20 protein-coding genes are annotated in these 18,978 nt (G+C 40.8%); all 20 read right to left on the bottom strand.

Translation table 11 applies throughout. The features are described 5' to 3' along the window. Positions 1-21: 21 nt before the first annotated feature. The 20 genes from flgN to DV740_RS10705 all read right to left on the bottom strand — a co-directional run bounded on the left by flgN (position 22) and on the right by DV740_RS10705 (position 18,902). Positions 22-507 (bottom strand): flagellar export chaperone FlgN, encoded by a 486-nt coding sequence (flgN, locus tag DV740_RS10805; RefSeq protein ID WP_118088070.1) that lies wholly within the window; start codon positions 505-507, stop codon positions 22-24. Next, the gene (fliS, locus tag DV740_RS10800; RefSeq protein ID WP_022242367.1) at positions 491-868 is read right to left on the bottom strand and encodes a flagellar export chaperone FliS; all 378 of its coding nucleotides are present in this window, start codon (positions 866-868) and stop codon (positions 491-493) included. Before fliS ends, flgN begins: the two co-directional genes overlap by 17 nt. A 65-nt stretch (positions 869-933) precedes the next feature. Beyond that, the gene (fliD, locus tag DV740_RS10795; RefSeq protein ID WP_118088069.1) at positions 934-3,246 is read right to left on the bottom strand and encodes a flagellar filament capping protein FliD; all 2,313 of its coding nucleotides are present in this window, start codon (positions 3,244-3,246) and stop codon (positions 934-936) included. Positions 3,247-3,258: 12 nt separating this feature from the next. After that, positions 3,259-3,681, bottom strand: a complete 423-nt coding sequence (locus tag DV740_RS10790; RefSeq protein WP_118088068.1) for a flagellar protein FlaG — start codon at positions 3,679-3,681, stop codon at positions 3,259-3,261. Between the two features lie 87 nt (positions 3,682-3,768). Then, a complete protein-coding gene (csrA, locus tag DV740_RS10785; protein WP_117841490.1) occupies positions 3,769-3,984 on the bottom strand; it encodes a carbon storage regulator CsrA in 216 nt (71 codons plus the stop codon). Position 3,985: 1 nt separating this feature from the next. Continuing rightward, the gene (fliW, locus tag DV740_RS10780) at positions 3,986-4,447 is read right to left on the bottom strand and encodes a flagellar assembly protein FliW (RefSeq protein ID WP_022242363.1); all 462 of its coding nucleotides are present in this window, start codon (positions 4,445-4,447) and stop codon (positions 3,986-3,988) included. A gap of 16 nt (positions 4,448-4,463) precedes the next feature. Next, positions 4,464-5,975 carry a flagellin N-terminal helical domain-containing protein gene (locus DV740_RS10775; protein ID WP_118088067.1) on the bottom strand — a complete coding sequence of 504 codons (1,512 nt, stop codon included), beginning with the start codon at positions 5,973-5,975 and terminating at the stop codon, positions 4,464-4,466. A gap of 14 nt (positions 5,976-5,989) precedes the next feature. Next, positions 5,990-7,840, bottom strand: coding sequence for a flagellar hook-associated protein FlgK (flgK, locus tag DV740_RS10770; RefSeq protein WP_118088066.1), 1,851 nt, complete (start codon positions 7,838-7,840; stop codon positions 5,990-5,992). A gap of 18 nt (positions 7,841-7,858) precedes the next feature. Further along, positions 7,859-9,601, bottom strand: coding sequence for a flagellar hook-associated protein FlgK (gene flgK, locus DV740_RS10765; RefSeq protein ID WP_117841494.1), 1,743 nt, complete (start codon positions 9,599-9,601; stop codon positions 7,859-7,861). A gap of 17 nt (positions 9,602-9,618) precedes the next feature. Further along, positions 9,619-10,131: a flagellar protein FlgN gene (locus tag DV740_RS10760; RefSeq protein WP_022242359.1), complete on the bottom strand. Its 513-nt coding sequence runs from the start codon at positions 10,129-10,131 to the stop codon at positions 9,619-9,621. 16 nt (positions 10,132-10,147) lie between these two features. Continuing rightward, positions 10,148-10,429, bottom strand: coding sequence for a flagellar biosynthesis anti-sigma factor FlgM (gene flgM, locus DV740_RS10755; RefSeq protein ID WP_118088065.1), 282 nt, complete (start codon positions 10,427-10,429; stop codon positions 10,148-10,150). Positions 10,430-10,633: 204 nt separating this feature from the next. Continuing rightward, positions 10,634-11,698, bottom strand: coding sequence for a polysaccharide pyruvyl transferase family protein (locus DV740_RS10750; protein WP_118088064.1), 1,065 nt, complete (start codon positions 11,696-11,698; stop codon positions 10,634-10,636). A 36-nt stretch (positions 11,699-11,734) separates the two neighbouring features. Further along, the gene (locus tag DV740_RS10745) at positions 11,735-12,454 is read right to left on the bottom strand and encodes a DUF4190 domain-containing protein (protein WP_117841951.1); all 720 of its coding nucleotides are present in this window, start codon (positions 12,452-12,454) and stop codon (positions 11,735-11,737) included. Between the two features lie 33 nt (positions 12,455-12,487). Further along, positions 12,488-12,718, bottom strand: coding sequence for a hypothetical protein (locus tag DV740_RS10740; protein WP_022244117.1), 231 nt, complete (start codon positions 12,716-12,718; stop codon positions 12,488-12,490). Positions 12,719-12,742: 24 nt separating this feature from the next. Then, positions 12,743-14,230, bottom strand: coding sequence for an AAA family ATPase (locus tag DV740_RS10735; RefSeq protein WP_118088063.1), 1,488 nt, complete (start codon positions 14,228-14,230; stop codon positions 12,743-12,745). 113 nt (positions 14,231-14,343) lie between these two features. Then, positions 14,344-15,987 carry an ABC transporter permease gene (locus tag DV740_RS10730; RefSeq protein WP_118088062.1) on the bottom strand — a complete coding sequence of 548 codons (1,644 nt, stop codon included), beginning with the start codon at positions 15,985-15,987 and terminating at the stop codon, positions 14,344-14,346. After that, complete coding sequence (locus DV740_RS15360) at positions 15,977-16,069, bottom strand: ATP-binding cassette domain-containing protein (RefSeq protein ID WP_197420783.1); 93 nt, start codon at positions 16,067-16,069, stop codon at positions 15,977-15,979. Before DV740_RS15360 ends, DV740_RS10730 begins: the two co-directional genes overlap by 11 nt. Before the next feature lie 137 nt (positions 16,070-16,206). Continuing rightward, the gene (locus DV740_RS10720; RefSeq protein WP_118056696.1) at positions 16,207-17,070 is read right to left on the bottom strand and encodes a hypothetical protein; all 864 of its coding nucleotides are present in this window, start codon (positions 17,068-17,070) and stop codon (positions 16,207-16,209) included. A 257-nt stretch (positions 17,071-17,327) separates the two neighbouring features. Continuing rightward, a complete protein-coding gene (locus DV740_RS10715) occupies positions 17,328-18,047 on the bottom strand; it encodes a hypothetical protein (RefSeq protein WP_330415628.1) in 720 nt (239 codons plus the stop codon). A 45-nt stretch (positions 18,048-18,092) separates the two neighbouring features. Further along, entirely contained in the window at positions 18,093-18,902 is an 810-nt protein-coding gene (locus DV740_RS10705; RefSeq protein WP_022244123.1) for an MBL fold metallo-hydrolase, read from the bottom strand. Positions 18,903-18,978: the final 76 nt, after the last annotated feature.

The raw sequence follows: 18,978 nt of genomic DNA, 5'->3' as shown, positions 1-18,978 counted from the left end.
AATTTTTTAAATTTTTCCAGTCTACTTCTTATTATCCAGAAACGTAGAATCCGGTGTTCCCATTTTCATCATATTTCTGTAATAGGAATTCACCGCCTGTCTGGATTTCTTTACTTCCTTAATCTGCTTCTTCACGGAAGTAAATTTCTGCTGCATCAATACCTGATTGCGTTTTTCCTGGCTCTGGATTGCAGTGCTCTTGTCCATGATTGCGTTAATATCCCGCTTCATCTGAGCAATGTCTTCCGAATATGCCCCTCGGTTCTCTGTCAAATCAGCTCGAACCCGGTCATAAATCTGACTGAATCCGTCATCTAACTTTGATAACTGCTCTACCAGATCTGCCTTACGGTTCAGATTTTCTTCCAGTTCATCCGGATCTAAATCCGGATTTTCCAGCATGTCCTTCTGCAATACATTTAATGCCATAATTGTATCCAGCAGTTCTATTTTTTTCGTAAGGCTCTGTTTTAAGATTTCAATATAGCTGTTATTTGCTGTGTGCAAGCTTCATTACCTCTTTCCAAGTATCACGCATGGTGCGAAGGTGTACCAGTACTTCCTCTAAAATTTCTTTATCTTTTTTCATGTTTGCCTCAACCAGACGTTCCTGTAAGTACTTATACACATTTTCAAAGTCCTTTGCAACCGGATACTTATGATTTAAGGTTGCCTGAAACTCTTCTATGATATTTTCTACTTTTACAATATTTGTATGGGCTTTCTGGATATTATTCTCCTCAATTCCCATGATTGCAATATTACAGAATTTGATGGCACCTTCATAAAGCATCAGTGTCAATTCTGCCGGAGAAGCAGTCATAATCTTACTGTTCTGATATGCTGCATATCCATTGTTCATTGTCATCGTGTTACCTCCATGTATTTTCACATTATCACCGGTCTATACCTGTGACTGACATTTATCGGCACTTATGAACCTAAGAGACCTGACAGTGAGGATGTAGACTGCTGTAATTTTGCCAGTGCAGTTTCCATCGCCGCAAATTTCTTATAATAAGAATCTTCCATCGAAGTAATCTTATCTTCCCACTTCTTAATGGTGGTAGTGTAATTGCTATACTCTTTTGCCATCTGCTTATCATTATAAACAGTCATTGCACTGCTCAGAGAATTAGAGCGCATCTTGGTATCAATCTCATTGTATACACCGGTAACAAGCTGCTGCATGAATGCCGTAACTGTATCCGGGTCTTCCTGTAACATCTGTTTTAACTTATTGGTCTTAGAAGAAACCGCTGAATCATCTGCATCACCATCAATATGATAAGCATTTTCCTCATTCTCATCTGCATTGAGATATCCCAGGGTTGAAATACCAAAGCTGGAAAGGCTGTAACTCTTGCCATTCACAGTATATCCCTTATACATGGCACTGGTCATGGAATTTAAAAGATTACCCAGACTGTCATCCCGGCGAAGCAATGCACTCTTTACCTTCTTCTCCCATTCCTCGACTTCAGAATCTGTCATGGCATCTTTTTCTTCCGTTGTCAACGGCTCATATCCTTTGGCAGAATCTGCATTGTAAAGAGAAGTCATCTCATTAATCAGGGAATTATATTCTTTTAAGAAATCTTTTATTTTCTTGTATACACCGTCTACGTCATTCTTTACCGTCACATTAATCTCACTGCCCTCTGTTGAAGCCAGCGCCTCAATCTTCAGTCCGTTAATGCTGAAGGAGTTAGAGGATGACGTATATTTTGCATTATTTACATAAATCTCTGCATCCTGGCCATCTACGCGGGTTGCATCCGTATTATACTGTGTCTTGTCAGCTGCATTGGCAAGCTGTTTTACCGCATAGGAAATACGTGCCTCTAGCGTCGCCTGATCTTCCCCGTTATCTAACAGGGCATATTTTTCAAGAACAGCCTTATTGTCACTGATAATCTGATTCTGGGCAGTAATACTGTCCTGCTCTTTCGTAATCTTATCATTGTATGCATTGGTAAGTTCTTCTATGGATGCATATTCTGAATCTGCTACCCCCTTATAAGCATGCTGTACACTGGTAATGAAATCATTCATATCCGCTTTTTCATCAGCTGTCAGGGTGTCATCAGCTGCCTGGGCATCATACTTGTCTACTGCTGCCTTTGCCGCCGCAAATTCTGCAATGGTAACCTGTTTTACATCTTCTCCGGCATTTTCATCCTTCTTCTCAACAAGGCCTGCTTTGGCTGCAAGGGCATTCAGGCGGTCTGTACCGGTTGCTTTTTTATCATCTGCGACTGTATCGTCTGCTACAATCAGCTTTCCTTCTGAATCTCTTTTAAAGTTTCCATCATCATCCAATTCATATGTTTTGGATAAATCAGCTTTGGACATAGCTGCCAGTTCATCCAAATCACGGATTTCTCCTGCATTATCAAGTCCCTTATATGCATTCATCATGGTCTCATAGGAAGATGCATAATTTACCTTTGTTGTATAACCGGAAATCTTAGAGCGTGACTGTGTAATGCTGTTATTGGCTGCTGAGATTGCATCCTTGGAATTCTGCAGATCCGCAAGAATCTGTGCTATATCCTGTCCATCATACGCTGCCCATGACTTATAATTCTCTGTATTGCTCTTGGAAGCTACCCTCAAGCCCAGTGCCTTTAATGCTGTACTTCCATTGGCATCTACTCCTGACAGACTGAAATCATTGGCTGCTCCCGTTCCGGATGCTGCTACATAAATTCTCTGGTTCGTAGCATCATAAGATGCTTTTACGCCTGCGTCATTTAATTTAGATACAAAATTACTTACGGTTGTATCTGCTGTCACTTCAATAGTGCTGGTCTTTCCGGCAGATGTCACTTCAATCTTTCCACCGGCAAAGCTGTCATCACCCAATAACTCGCTAAGCTTGGTTGCTCCGGTTGTAGAAGCTGCTAACCGACCGCCGGTAAGATAACCGGACTTTGCCACCTGATTAATCTTTAAGCTGTAGCTTCCGTTTACAGCAGTACCCTCTGCACTGACACTTGCCTTGGTAGTATCCGACACCGACGCCATCTTGGTCTTATACGCAGAACTGTACTTTAAGCTTGTCATGTTACTGTAAAGACTCTTTACCTTTTTATTTAATGTCTTCCATGCATCCTGCTTCCAGGAAAGCTTGGTCCGTGCTTTTACATATGTATTTTTCTTTACATTATATGCAGATACGAGCTGTGTAACAATCGACTCGGTATCCATTCCTGACGCTAATCCTGATACTCGAATTGCCATCTTAAGTACCTCCTATCTCTTCTCGTCTACCATCAGCCCTGCCATCTCCCAGAGCTTCTGTATCATGTCAAGTGTCTTCTCCGGCGGATATTCTTTAATCACTTTCTTGCTCTCTTTATCCACAATCTTAATGGTAACACGATTAGTTCCTTCGTGGATACCAAAGATTGCTTCTGTATGAGACTGGCTGCGATTGATGCTTTCCACCGCCTTCTTAACCTGTTCCGAGGAAGAGGCAGTTGCTTTTTCTTCTTCTGTTGGATTCTGACCCTGTGCTGCTGCATTTTCTAATACACTGGCATTTTCCTGCTGCATTTCATCTGCACTTGTCTGTAATCCTTCTGTTGTTACTGCGGAACTTTCTCTTATTGTTCCCTGAACCGGAGAACTTCCCTGATACACCGATCCACTGTTTCTGATTGATTCAATTGACATTGCTTACACCTCCATGTGCTTCTTGTCATTTCCGTTTACCATTGTTCTAACTCTTATATCGGTAGAACCCGTAAATTTATTTAGCGGTTACAGTAAATTTTTCAAAGCTTCTAACCCATCGGCTTTAAGAGAAGCTTCATTCTCCTTCTGAATCTGTAAATATACTTCTTTCCGGTATACCGGCACATTCTTCGGTGCGCAGATGCCGATTTTAATCTGGTCTCCTCTGATCTCCAGTACTGTTATCTCAATATTGTTATTGACAACAAGGGATTCTCCCTTTTTTCTTGTTAATGCCAGCATCTTATTCACCTGCCTTCTTCTTTGCTTCTTCTAAAATTTCATAAATTCTGTATCTTACCGGCAGGTCATCCTCTACGATTATCTGACTCGCTTTTCTTGTGTCTGTATTAATTACAATCGGTGCTTTTAAGTTCACTGCAAGTTCTTTGATATTCTGCGGCACGGTAACTGTTACCAGTACATAAAGGTTATCCTCTTTTATGGTTCCAAGATTCTTTAACAATTCCTCTTCCACACTTGGATTATATGTTTCACAAACGAACAGCGGATCCATTACCGGAAATGCTATCTCTGGCTCGTCCATGGACTGTAACCAGGAAATGGATGGTCTGCCCTCTTTTTCTTCATCGAAGATTAAGGTAAACTTCTTCATATCCGGAAATCCAATGATTCCGTCCTCAAATGTTATGATTTTGCTTTCGTCAATTTCTATTTCCCCAAACAATCTTGTTGCTGCTTTCATGCCAGTTTCTCCTTTCTTACAGATAATCCAGTAAAGTCTGTCTTTCTAATTTAGCGGCCGCCTGTAAAGATGCCTGATATGCAGTATAGGAAGAAGTATAGTCAATGATAATCTCTGATAAATCCTTATCCTCATTGTCTGATTTTAACGCCTCTACCGTCTGCTGCTGATTAGACATGCGGTTCTTTGTAATATCAAGCTGCTGTCCCTTGCTTCCCACATCCGTGATTGCAAGGTTTACATCTGACATATAGCCTTCGAATTTCGTCAATCCCCTGTTAAATACTGTCTGCAGCTGATGGTCTGCATAATCTGCCTGTTTCTGGGCAGCAGCCAGACAGCTTTCTAAATATTCCTGGTCGTCCTTTGAGGAATACTGGCTTAAGCCTTTCATTTCCTTAATGTTATCCACTACACTATGTGCGTCAATCGCTGACTGCACAATGGAAGTAAGATTATCTAAATCTCTTGCGATATCAGAATTGAACACTGTGCTTGCCTGTGTATTTACCACCAGTGTCTGATTCGATGCAATGGTATATTCAATATCCTGCCGGACTCTCTTTCCGTTTTCAAAATTAGTATATTGGATTGGATTAGCTGCATCTGTATTATTGGTACAGTCAAAATAATTCTCCGGTCTTAATTCTCCTTTGGAAAATCCGGTCTTATCATAATTCACAGAAACCGTTGCTCCTAATGATTTCAGATTGGATGCAAGTGTTTTTCCCATCAGAAATTCACCGGTGTCTTTATTAAATACGATGTCATTATCTGCTATTGCATAAGAAGACGCTTCCAGATCACTAGTGGTAACAGTGGTAACATTCAGCTCCTTCATGGTCATCTGTCCGGTTGCTTTGTCTGTATAACTGTAACTGATTTTTCCACCAGTAATATCGGTAATATTGTCATAGGAAAGGCGCAATCTGTGCAGTGTAGTATTCTCCGGTGTACCCGGTGCTGTCTTTGCAGCTACGTCTGCAGCTGTCGGTGTCTTAACATTTCCATAGGAATAATTATATTCTTCTATTTTATCTGCGGATAAATACTCGCTGATATTATATGTCTCTTTGCTGTCTGCCTGGAATGTCAAGGTTGAATTCGTCTTATAACCGGTAAATACTGTTCTTCCTGCATAATCTGCATCACCTTCAGAATAAATCTGGTCACTTAAGGACTGTAACTGCTTTAAAATAGTCTTACGGTTTTCTTCCGTCAGTGTTCCATTGGCTCCTGCATCACACTGGGTGTGAATGGTAGTCAGCAGCTTTTTCATGTTAGTAAGAGAGGTTTCGGTAACATCTAACCATGCCTCTGCATCCGGAATATTTTTTTCATAATACTGATTAATCTGGCTTAAACTGCTGCGCAGCCGAAGTGCACGGATAGCAATAACCGGGTCATCGGATGGCCTGCTGATTTTCTTCTGTGAAGTCATCTGATTATTCAATGTATTCACATTGGTCTTGTTTCCATTGATATTTATTTTGGTATTGCTCATGATCATGTTATTGGTTACTCTCATTCTAACAAACCTCCTTATACTCCGGTCTCTAAGATTAATCTGTCATACATCTCTGCCATAACAGAAACCATCTTGGATGCCAGATTATATGCATTCTGGAATTTTACTAAGTCCAGTGCTTCTTCATCTTCATCTACACCGGATACAGACTGTCTCTGCATATCGATAGTCGACTCTATATTGGAATAATTCTTGCTGAAAAGCTCCGCTTCTTCTGTATCTACAGAAATATCCGAAAGCAGACACTGTAAGAAATCATCTGCCCCCGTTCCACGGTAAAGCTTGGTATCACTCTCTAATTTCTTCAAGCTATCCAGCAATGTATATTTATCCACACCATCGGTGTACTCTGACCTGGTTACTGCTGCAAATCTTCCCGGGTCTGTTATGGACTCTGAATTTACAGCAAAGTTTAATGCTGTCAGCTGATAATAGGTATTGGAACCGGAGGATATCTGTGTATCTGTAAAATCATATTCTCCGCCTAAAGCTTTCTTTCCCACAAAAAAACTTCCCATTTCTTTTCCATTTAAATCCACTGCCGGATCAGCTGCGTCTCCACGTTCAATATCATTAAATGCTTTGGTAAAGCTTCTTAAGAACTGGTTCATCTGGGACATATAGTACGGGATTCCCATGGCATCCACACTCTTTCCAATGCTGACACTTTCTCCTAAGAACTTGCTTCTCTGGGATGCATTTAACTCCTGCTTTAATGTAAAAGTATAACTTCCATCTGCATTCATGGTAAAATCGGAATAAAGATAATCATTGTTTAATACGGTTATGATTCCCTGTTCTGCAATGGATAATTTCTCTACATCCGTCATAGATGGATTCTTTACGGTAATCTGCGTTACGGTTCTTCCATCTACCACAGTATTCCGGATACTTCCGGCTTCTGTTCCTATCTTTCCGGTAAAGTTCTCTGCATTATTTCCATCCCGCATCTCAAACAAAGCTCTTAAGCTTCCACCCATGGATGCGCTGGCTGCATTGAATTTAACTCCGGTATCTGACCAGGTCAGGTCATATAATCCATCAATATCAGTCTGATTAATCTTCTGCTCTCTCGCTTCATAAGAGAGGGTACGGTAATCGTATCCGTCCACCATGGTCTGTCCATTAATTTTCACGGTGTATTTATTAATTCCAAGATCCATATCCGGATAATTACTGTTGGTAATCGGCACTTCTGATATTTCAACCGGAACAATTGCGGAAAGTTCATCCACCAAAAGTGCTCTCTTATCTCTCAGCTCATTGGCATGTCCACCATTGATTTCCACCTGATTAATCTGCTTATTAATCAATGCAATTTTCTCTGCAATGGAGTTTACATTATCTACAGTAGACTTAATCTCATTGTTTAAGGTTCCCTGTAATTCCTGAAGGTTCGTAGCAACTCCGTTAAAATAGGTAGCAAGACTCTGGGCACTTCCGATAAACTGCTTTCTTACATTTTCATCAAAGTTCGTATGCTGTGTGGTATCCAGATTGTTAAACATGGTTTTTAACAATGTGGAAAAACCCTTTTCCGTATCATCATCTGTAAAATATGTCTGAATCTGTTCCATATAGTAAAGACGTTTCTGATACAATCCAAGGTTTCCATTATTATTCCAGTATTTCGTGTCATAATAGCTGTCCCGGAGCTGTGTGACAGAAACCGCATTTACTCCGGTTCCGGTGGTTCCGTATTTTGCATTGACACGCATTCCTTCACCGGCTTCTTTATTCGTTACCTGTTTACTGTAACCCTTGGTCTGTACATTAGATACGTTATTGGCAGCAGTATTTACAGATGCCTGAAATGCATTTAATGCAGATGCTGCTATATTTAATCCAAAAAATTGTGACGGCATATTCCCACCTCTTCTATATTACAATCCGTTAATTAATGTCTCTATCATGTCACTTACCACATTCATAAAACGGCTGGCTGCATTGTAAGCATTCTGGAACTGAATCATACTGGTCAGTTCCTCGTCAGAAGAAACTCCGATTACCTGCTGACGCTTATTATCAACGGTATTTACCGTGTTATTCAGTGTCTCTGACATGGTATTGTAAACAGAACCTGCTGTTCCTGTTTCACCAATCATCTGTGCATAATATTCCATAAAGGTACATTTACTGGTAGCATTTGGATTCAAAGAAATCTCACTCTTCTTCCACATCTCTGTAAATGCGGTACCAAGCTGCTGCGCTACCTGTTTATTATTACTATCCTGTGTCAGATGCGGGATGTAAGATGGCTGGCTGATAATTTCATCATTTACCTTAAGGCTGGACAAGGTATACATTTTAGAAATATCTGTTGCACTTTCCTCATTGTATACATAGTATGTCCTGGTATTTCCAGCCGCATCCGTTACATTCACCTCTGTATAGCGATCCGTTCCTACCCTGGAAAATAGCTCCTGTGGCGGAAGCTTTCCATCACTTCCTACTGCGCAGTTATCTGTATCTAAAACTTTCATCCCCTGTGTAATGGTAAACGCATTTCCATCTGCTGTTGTTCCGGTTAAATCTGTGCCGGCATATTCTACATTCGGACAGAAGATATCATTGATTGCTGTAACCAGTTTATGTACCAGCTGGTCTAATTCTGCTTCTGTAGAAAGCATTACAGACATTCCTGCACCATCATTATATTCCTGACGGGATTTTCCTTCTATATCACGGTAATCTGCCACATAATTTCCACGCTGCATTACCAGTGCCTTCAATTCTCCGATGTCAGTGTTATAAGCAGACGAAATATCTACATTAAAGTTAAATACATCGGCTGTCTGTCCACGATTCGTATCTGACATCTGCGGCCAGTATGGTGTAATATAACCGGTCTCATCATCTACGCTTTTTCCCATCTCATATACCTGGGCACGATTTACGAAATCAACACCTTCTATTGAAACAAATACAGTTCCATCGTATTTTTCATCATAGTCGATATGAACCAGACCTGCCAGCTCGTCCAGTGCGTTATCCCGCTGGTCTCTTAATTCCATTGCAGTCTCGACTCCACCAGCCTCGATTTTTACAATGTTTTCGTTTAAATCATAGATTTTCTTTCCCAGTTCATTAATCCGGTCAATATCTTTGGAAATTTTTGTATTTAAATTATTCTGATAGTTCTGTAAACTTGTGTAAACGGCTTTCGCCCGGCTGATAAACAGACTCGATTTCTGCATTACAAGGTTCTGGTTTACCGAATCAGACGGATCTTTGGAGAACTCTTCAAATGCAGTATATAAAGACGAGATACTATCCTGGAATGCTTCTCCCTCCAACTCCTGAAAATAAGTATAAATTTCATTGGTTGCAGAGTAGCATGCGGAATAAAAAGACTGTCTTCCAGTCTCTGTACGATATGATTTATCTAAAAATATATCTCTTGAATGAATGACATCTGCAATACTTACACCAAGTCCGGACTGCTGATTACTGATTGCTGCATTTTTATCAAATGTATTGTAATGGCGGTCCGCCTGAATGACCTGCTGGCGCACATATCCGGTTGTGTCAACATTCGCAAGGTTATTTGCTGTCGTATTCAAGGCATTCTGGCTTGTCCGAAGTCCAGAAGAACCAATATATAAACTTCCCATTCCATTTGCCATGGTACTTTTCCTCCTGCCTACTGTTTCGTGTCAAAAGCGCTGCTTCCTAACAAATCTCCGGTATTGTATGCAGATTTGTTATAATTTGCCGTTTCCGGTGCCTGCCTCAGGCTCTTAAACAAGGTCAGGTCAAACTCCACCATCTCTAAGGACTGTTTTATCAGTGCCTGATTCTGTGTGTTTAGCTGTGCCATTTCCTTTAACGTCCTGTGAAGTTTATCCCGAAGTGAAATAAGGCGGCTTTGTTCTTTTGGCTGTGATTCCAGTATCTGTATCATGGTCTCAATGGTAAAATCATCCTTTGATTTACCCAGTACATCTGCCATATCCTGTAAGATGGTTCTGCGGCGCACTTCATATCCATGAAGCACATCTGTCATTTCCTGCTCCATTGCAGTAATTTCTTCCAATCTCTTTACATTTCCGGCAACCAGTACATCTGTCTTCTCTTTTGAAAGAACAATCAACTCCTGATATTGTTTATCTTCCTGCAGAAGTACATCTGCCAAATCCTCCATCAAACTAGCCACGGCTTATCCTCACTTCTTACTTCTTCATTTCGTTATATTTTGCCAGTAACATACTTGCAAAATCTCCGGAATCCACATCATATTTTCCTGACTGGACACTTGTTTTCAGTTCTGCTACTTTATCTTCCCTGATATCCGAAGCTTCTGCGACTGCCTGTTTTGCGATCTGGTAATCTTTTCCCAACTGGGAAATCTGCACTTCATCCCTGCCTGTGCTTACACCATATGGCTGCTGTACTTTACCAGTCTTACTTGTTTTATATATGGATGCGATCTGGTTATAAGCTTCTATACGCATAACGGCATCTCCTTTCTTCCTTGAAATGATTCGCATTTCTGCTGTCTAATCTATTTATCGGACGTTTCTTTGGAAAACTTAGTGCAATTTTAAGAAAATATTTTTTCCTCCTGTTACCGGTCTGTAGTGCCTGCCTGCAACAGCTTCTTGCGTAAAATAGCCCCGGCATCACCGACACCAGGGTTATCTCTTTTATTTTCATTCTTATATAATATCCTTAATGGATAAAATGTGACGTTTCATATTTTCAAAATACTGATTCATCATGCGATATGCATTTTCCATGCTGCAATAATGATTCTCTGCAAGATTAAGAAGTGCATCCTCCACCTGGTAAATTATCTTGTCATTGATATGGTACTGTAATGCTCCATTTTCTACCTGAAGATACTTTGTCTTAATCTCAGGCAGTCCCAATGTTGCATTAAGACTGCTTCCTCTTGCATCTTCTTCCAGTAATATGGAGAGGTTTCTTCTGGAAAGGTTATAGATATGAGCATGTACACGAAATCCGATATGCAAATCGCAGTCATCATATACTTTAAATCCTTCATCACTGCCTGATATATCCATAAAATGCACATTCAGTTCCTTCATAATTGGTTCTATTCCAAGCCTTGCATCCGGGAAGCCTCTATGGCAGACAAAATATATTTCACAGTTTCCAAAGAATCTTCTTACAAACTGGGTCAATTCTACTGCCAGACCCCAATTCGCCATGTTTCCGCAATCCGAAATACAGATTTTTCTACTGGATGTCAGCCCTTTTCCGGTATATCTTGTAATTCCAATATGTTCCAAATCATACCATGCCGGACAACCTGTCATCGCTATATTATCGTAACCATTGTTGCGCAATACATTCACGGTTGCAATATCCCTGCATCCCATCTTCAGGCCTTTTTCCATTGCTTTCTGAAACAGTGCCCTCATAGGTTCTTCAAATTGATAACTATACTGGCTGACCACATCTGAATTGTGTTCCCACCATCCCATGCCAAGGAGCATAACTGGGATTTTAATTTTATTTAAATCATCTGTAACTGGTGCCATCCTTGGATAAAATCCATTACAATATCCAGGTCCACCGGCAAACACTAAAATATCGCAGGCATTTATTTCTGGAAGTTTTTCTTCCAGACTCTGATTTCGATAATATTCCACGATTTCACTGTCTGGATAAAAATATTTCAGTAATGAAATTGCCCGGTTCTTTATCAAAAAATCGCCGGCATTAATAATTGCTCCGTGTAATACAGCTATTTTCATCTCCGTCACCTCTCTTCTTTTATTTTACGTTTCCTTTTAATAGTATCTGTAACTTCTCACCGGATGGCTTGCAGTATACACGATTGACAGAATTAAAAGCAGTACACTGATTCCCGCCAGCACAATGGTTGCAATTGCAAGTCCTTTTTTCTTCGTCTGTAAGCCCTGGAATCCACACCAGAATTCCAGCACAATTATAATTGCTCCGTATGTAATACCAAAGAAGGATAACAGCAGTCCCACCAAGCTGATTACAAAACCTGCAATCGTCCAGTTCTCCCTTGTCTTTCTGGATTTCTCCACAAACTGATTGGCACTGTTCTGTGGCGGGATATACCCCTGCTGTGGTGGCATGCCCTGCTGCATCGGTGCTCCCTGCTGCATTGGCATTCCCTGCTGCATTGGCATTCCCTGCTGTGGTGCCATACCCATCATATCAATGCGATGCAGTTCTACAAACAGCGGTTCTAAATCATCCCGGAAAGATTTCTTTGGAATGGCACCTACAAAGCCTTCCAGCCCTCTTGGTTTCTCAAAAGTTCCCATATATGCCAGCACAATCACTTCTGTTCCATGAATGTAATATTCTATAGAACGTTTTCCCTTCATCCACGGGTCATTAAAGAAATAATAATTGGCATTTGGCTTTGGCATCTGTACATACTGGTTGGCTGCCAGATAATTCTGAATCACCTGGTTAATCACTGCCGGTGCCGCATGCACGCTAAATCTGTATTCTGTTTTTTCTTTGCTCATTTTTCCTTCTCCTTTATATTATGTAAACCGCCTTTATTCCATCGGGCATCCCCGGCGTTCCGGTCCTTCCATGCCGCTTACATACCGGGCATTGAATTCCATATTAATCTCCCGGAGTTCCTTCTCTCCATCAATGTATGCCTGATACATTTCCACGATTCCGGCACTGCATCCATCGCAGGTTGCAGAAATATTTCCCAAGGATTCTGCAACAATTGCCTCACGTTCTTCTTTTGTTGTATCTTTGATTAAATATCCGCTCATCCTTATTCTCCTTACCAATCACTTTTACACAAACAGCTTCTTCACATTTCCAGCATCAAAGGTTACGGATGGCACATGGTCTACTTCAATCTGATAAAGGGCATTGGCTGCTAAATGTTCTGCTGCCTGTTCTAAATCACGGATACCGGAAGTATGTTTAAACTGCTCTACAATTGCATCCAGTCCATCCTCTGTTACAACGCACTCTCCCTGATGCAGACCGATTCGTTTTAATACCTTTGGCAGTGCAAAACGGGAGAAGATAATCTTCTTTTCTTCTGAGGTATAATCCGGGATATCAATTACTGCAAAACGGGATAAAATCGGTGCACTGATATCGGCTTTATTGTTAGCAGTAGCAATCGGATAAACTCCCACGGTCGGAACCATACATTCCATATAATTGTCGGTAAATCCAAGGTTATCCAACAAGGTTAACAGCACATCTGCCGGGTTTCCGTTTCCTTTGCCGGATGCTGCTTTATCCAACTCATTGATAATAAATACCAGATTGGATTCTCCCGCCATGGAAAATGCTTCCATAATAATTCCCGGCTTTGCATTGGCATAAATGCGGGAGCTTCCGGTCAGCTGCTCCGGGTCATTGATGGAACTCATATCCAGCGTTGTCCAAGGCAGCTTTAAGATTCTTGCTACCGCATAGGCTATCTGGGATTTTCCGGTTCCTGCCGGTCCCACCAGAAGCAGTCCATATGCCGGCAGGGTATGGGTTCTGTTAATCTGAATGATAGTTTCCATGATACGCTGTTTTACTTTCTCCATGCCATATAGCTCTTCATCCAGAATCTTTCTTGCTTCCACCGGATCAATTGCCTCAAAATAATTGCTCTTCCACTGGATATTCATCATAATGGACAATGCTCTCTGGGCATGACGGCGTTCCTCCGGTGATACCTCATGGGAGCGTGCTACTGCAAGATTTCTTCTCGCCCAGAGACGGATATTATCCGGCATGGTTCTGCCGGCGCAGGTCATAAAATCGGAAATGCTCTGTAAGCTGGTCAGCTTCATATCATCTCCATTTTCATCCTCTTCTTCCTCGTCCATTTCCTCTGTCGGTGCACTGCTGGCAAGAAGTCTCTCTATCATAAACTGTAAAAATCCATCCTCTGCAGACAATTTGGTTCCTGCGCCAAAGGTTGTCTCCCGAATCTTGTATACAGCATACCCCTCTTCCCGGTTCTCTCCCGAAAGGCGCACACTGATATGATTTTCTCCCAGCCATTTAATCAGGCTGACGAAACGTGCATCTATTTTTAAAATATCTGCGCTGTAAGTCTCGCTTTCCTCTTTAAATTCAAAAGCAGTCTGCTGGCTCTGGTTTGCAAACACTCCTCCGGAATGATGTTTCCACTGACGTTTTTTATTATCTAATACAAGAATCGGCTCATCCGCCGTCTTCTCCTTCTCATTGGACTGAAACGTTGTATAAGTGCATACGGACTCTGTTTTCTTCTCACCCGGTGCATTGCTAAAGTCAAAAACTGGCATTTTTCTCTCTCCTGTATCTTTTCATAGGTTCTTTCCATATACAAAGACCTTTTCTCTCAGAATACCACAAGGGTTCTGAAAAGAAAAGGTCTATTCATCCACTTATTCTCCGCTTACTCTACACCTTTTAAGGTTTCTACCATATTGAGACTGCGGATTCGTTTTGAGAACATAAAGCTTACCAGCATCGAAATTATCATAACCAGAATACCGGCTATGATATAATCCACCGGTGCCAGTGACAGATTATAATCGAAATTCTCTCCATTGGTATTTATCATTGCATTTAATGACACATTTCCAAGCGGTGCTCCAATAAGGATTCCGATGATGCTCAGCCACAGATTCTGTATGCTCAGTATTTTTCTTATTTTAGAAGATTGTAAACCCAGTACCTTTAATGTTGCAAATTCTTTTACTCTTTCATTAAAGGAAAGGACTCCGGAATTATACAATACCACAACTATCATAAGTATTGAAAATACCGCCATCATAACAACCATCATATTGATTACCGACATGCTGTTTTCATACGCCGCCTGCATCTCACTTTTACTGTTCACCCCGGTTACATAACTAAGGTCAGCTTTATCTTCTGCCGCTCCTTCATTCGTCATCAGAAATCCCGGTGTATATTCTGCCCCTGTTTTCTCATAGTCTTCTCTCAGATATGCGATTCCCTGGGATTCAAGGCTTCGGTAAATTGTTCCGACTTCTGCTTCATACCAGGTATTCTTACTATAAAGATGCCAGTAAATGGTATCTCCTTTTTCCACATGAAGGTCTTCCGCCAGCTTGCAGCTGATTCCAACGGTTCCCGGCGTCAGATTTTCCACCTGATTATTTAAATCCAGTATATTATAGAGATTCTTTCCTTCTAATACTGTGATGGTCTCTTTCTTCTTTTCTTCTGATGGAGCATTTTTCTTCTTTGCCACCTCTATCTGGTTTACCATCACTACTTCACCATCCAGTTCCTCCGCCATGGCATCTGCATCTTCCGTCTTAGCATCCTCAGAGAATTTAATCTGATATTCGCCTGCACTCACACGGTTAAAATTGATTTCCACCATGCTTCCCAGCAGCTCATTACAGCCAACCGCATATACCATAAGCAGCATGCCTACTGCTGTTCCGATCACACACATAAAGCTGCGCAGTTTTGCCCTGGAAATATCCCTGAGATTATACTGGCTGGTAAAAGAAAGTTTTTCCCAGAATGGCAATTTTTCAAAAATACAGCTCTTTCCTTTCTTCGGTGCTGCCGGCCGTAATACTTCTGCCGGTTTAATACGAAGCAGTTTCCGGCAGCTCATATAGGATGCAAGCACACATACTGCCACGATGCCTGCTGCAATGATAAAATACATCGGATGGAATACCGAATGCAGACCCGGCACGATATACCAGTTTGCAAACATACCAATGACTGCCGGGCTTCCCCACAAAGTTCCTGCCAACAGTCCAAGAACGACTCCAACTACCGAAACAACAAGACTGAAACTGATATAATGCAGCATGATTTTATACCGTTTCAAACCAAGGGCATTCATGGTTCCTATCTGGGTACGCTGCTGTTCTACCATTCTTCCCATGGATGTTGCAATTACTAAGATTGCGATTCCCACAAAAATGATCACAAACAGATAGGAAAATGACTGATGCTGCTCTAACTCACTGTCTAACCGCGCCAGTCCCGGAATAGATTTTCTGTCTACAATGGCTGAATAATCACGGTCGATGCTTTTATCTATCATCTGACCTAACTACCGTCGATTTTCCTGCTCCTGACTGTCCTAAAATCACCACAAATTCTCCCTCGTTAATGGTAAAGTTCACATGATTGACTGCATATTCTAGTGCTTCTCCTTCTTTCGCGAAAGTTAGTCGTGTCTAATTGGAATTATAGCACAAAAAAAGGATAACCAAGTTCTGGTTATCCTGTTGAGAAATATTATTATTAATTTTCAAAAAATTTATTCTGTTAATCCTTTGATTTCATCCACAGATAATCCTGAAATTTCTGCTATCTGCTCCAAAGAAAAGCTGCCCATCCTGAGCATCCGGGTTGCTGCTTTAACAGATGCCTGCTTTTCACCCTGTTCTACCCCTGCCTCAAACTCCGCTTTGCGAAGTTTCTTTTCTTCTTCAACTTTATCATATTCGAAAATACTCATCGCAACTACCTCCGCACGATTCTTTTTCAGGAAATCAGCAAGTATATTCTCCCGGATGCATTCTGTAACCGCTCGTTCCACAGCATCCTCCAACGGAAGCTGTTCTGCATACTTTCTGACTTTCGCTACATACTGCGCATACTCCTTTAATTTTCGGCAATGCTGCATTAATTCGCAATTATGTCCTTCATTGATATTTAATGTTGTCACAATCAGTTCCAATGCCGGTTCTGCTCCGGTATGTAAAAAAGCATCTGACAACCGGCTGATGCAACAGTCCTCTAACGGCTCTATTCCATTATAAAAAACAAAAAAGCCGGGAGTCGGAATCTTTTGAATTGCAGATGAATATAACGATTTCCGGTCGATGAGTTTCTGGTATTCCGCTGCAATATAAAACAAGTCCCGAAGAGGAATATTGGGATTTACTGTAGACTGATGTTCATAAAGATAGAGATTCATGTCTAAAATAAATGCCAGATCATTTTTCATTCCCATATAAATAGCATTTTCCAATGTTACAATTTCCAAGTCATCGGGATTGGTATAATTCCGTTTGTTTACCGCATTATAGAGTGACAGAAGTGACTCCCTGTCTGAAAAAAGCATACGAAAAATCGTATCCTTATAATTGCGGTTTGCTGCTGGTACTTTCTTTGTCATATGTAGTTCCTCCTTTGATTTGCAGGAAGCTGCTACATACTCCTTTTCCTGTAACTTCTCCTGCTTTTTATTTAATAAATGGTATAAAAAGCATAGATAGATACAGAAATGTCATAACGCTTAAGACTGCCAGAATGGAATAATAGAAAATGTTATCTGGATTGTATTTTATGCTTTGGATTATTGTATCACAAAGATTTTGTCCCCGGCAATCCTTTTATGAATATTTTAGATTTCTAAGAATCTCCTAAGTTTTATTAATGGGTCCGTTCATATTCTAAGAATTCTTTTGTCTTAGACCAGTACTTGATTCCCCAGTTTTCAAAATTCCATTCTTCCATATAGGCATTACACTCATAATCCACATAATAGAGGACATTTTGCCACAGGATAAAATTTGTAGGGAAATAATCAATATTTGTATGTGCAGCATATAACTTTGTGCACATTTCTTTTACCTGTTGCAGGCAGATTTCCGGCAGTGCGTCCTTTTCCACCTGCTGATAGACAGTGTCTCCCGGAATGTATTCCTTTAAAATGCGTTCCTGTGTTTCATCGATATCAAGCAGCTTTGGCATGGTAATTCCAATTTCCATAAGCCGTTTATAATCCCTTTTTTCAGCCTCTAACTTATTACCAAACTGATAATAACTGCATGGTTCATGGTGAATCTGTTTCAGGACATATTCCTTCTCCCCATCCGTCACAAGATAGGAATAGCCGCCTTTCCCCTTTCCAAGCAGTTTTTTCACTTTATATTCTTTTCCGTTTAATGTCATTATCTCTTCTTCCGGCAGCTCCATTTCCGCTCCGATATCCAGTTTCTTTTCATAAGCCAGCTTATCCGCCATGCGGATGCTGCGCTGTTTTCCGGTATCATCCACCAGAAGAATCGTAACCATCGGTTCTTCCCCTTCCGGCCGTCCTTCACAGCCGAATTCATCCTCAATAATATCTGTGATTTTGTATTTTTTCATCTGTTGATTCCTTTCCTGTTACTTCCTTTATTTCTTTTGAAATATCTATGCTTCTATTACGAGACCAACTTTTAACTGCTCCACCATATCGCCTAACTCCTGCTGTAGAATCCGAAAAGCTCTTCCTCCCGTACAGTGACCGGTATAAATCTTTTTTACACCGGTTGCCTTTATTTTTTCTGCCAACTGCCGAATTTCAGTTTCCCCCTTTTGAAAAATGTGGAAGCCACCAATCATCATTTTTGCCGGCTTTTCAAACAGTTTGCTGACCTCATTTATAATATTGTCTGCGCCACCATGCGAACAGCTGTTAAAAATAATAAGACCATCCTCTTCCTCTATTACAAGACTTTGTTCATGGGCGAAATCGTCCGGTCGCCAACGTCTGCCGTCTCTGATATACATTTTATTGGCGGCTCCGATTGTCTCAAGACCTTTTGTCGTATGGGGAATCAGATATACATTTTCATAAAGTTTGTACTTTCCGGTCACATATTCAATTCTATCCTTCTGTCTGGTTAAGATATGTTTTGGAATTCCAATATATTTATGAATAAACCACTTCTTAAAATAACAGTTTTCACCGGTTCCCTTTTGAAGATAAAATTTCGCATTCTCATTTTCTTCAAAAAATGCCTGCATCCCATTTGCATGGTCATAATGGGCATGGGACAATACCCCATAATCCACTGCCCCGATATCCTTTTCCAATGCTTTTGCATTTACCAGAAAACGGTTTGATGCACCCGTATCAAGCAGTATATTTTTTCCTGCCTGTTCGATATAAATGCTCAACCCCCATTCTCCAGTTGCAATTTCCGTTCCTATATTATCTACTAATACAGTTGCTTTCAAATTGAATCCCCCTTTTCTTATCTCATTACTTTTCATTATACCAATTTCCACTATTTCTACAATCATATCCTGGCAG

The sequence above is a fragment of the Roseburia sp. AF02-12 genome, assembly GCF_003461765.1.
GTDB classification, from domain to species: Bacteria; Bacillota; Clostridia; order Lachnospirales; family Lachnospiraceae; genus Roseburia_C; species Roseburia_C amylophila.
This window is presented reverse-complemented; position numbering and strand designations above follow the sequence as displayed.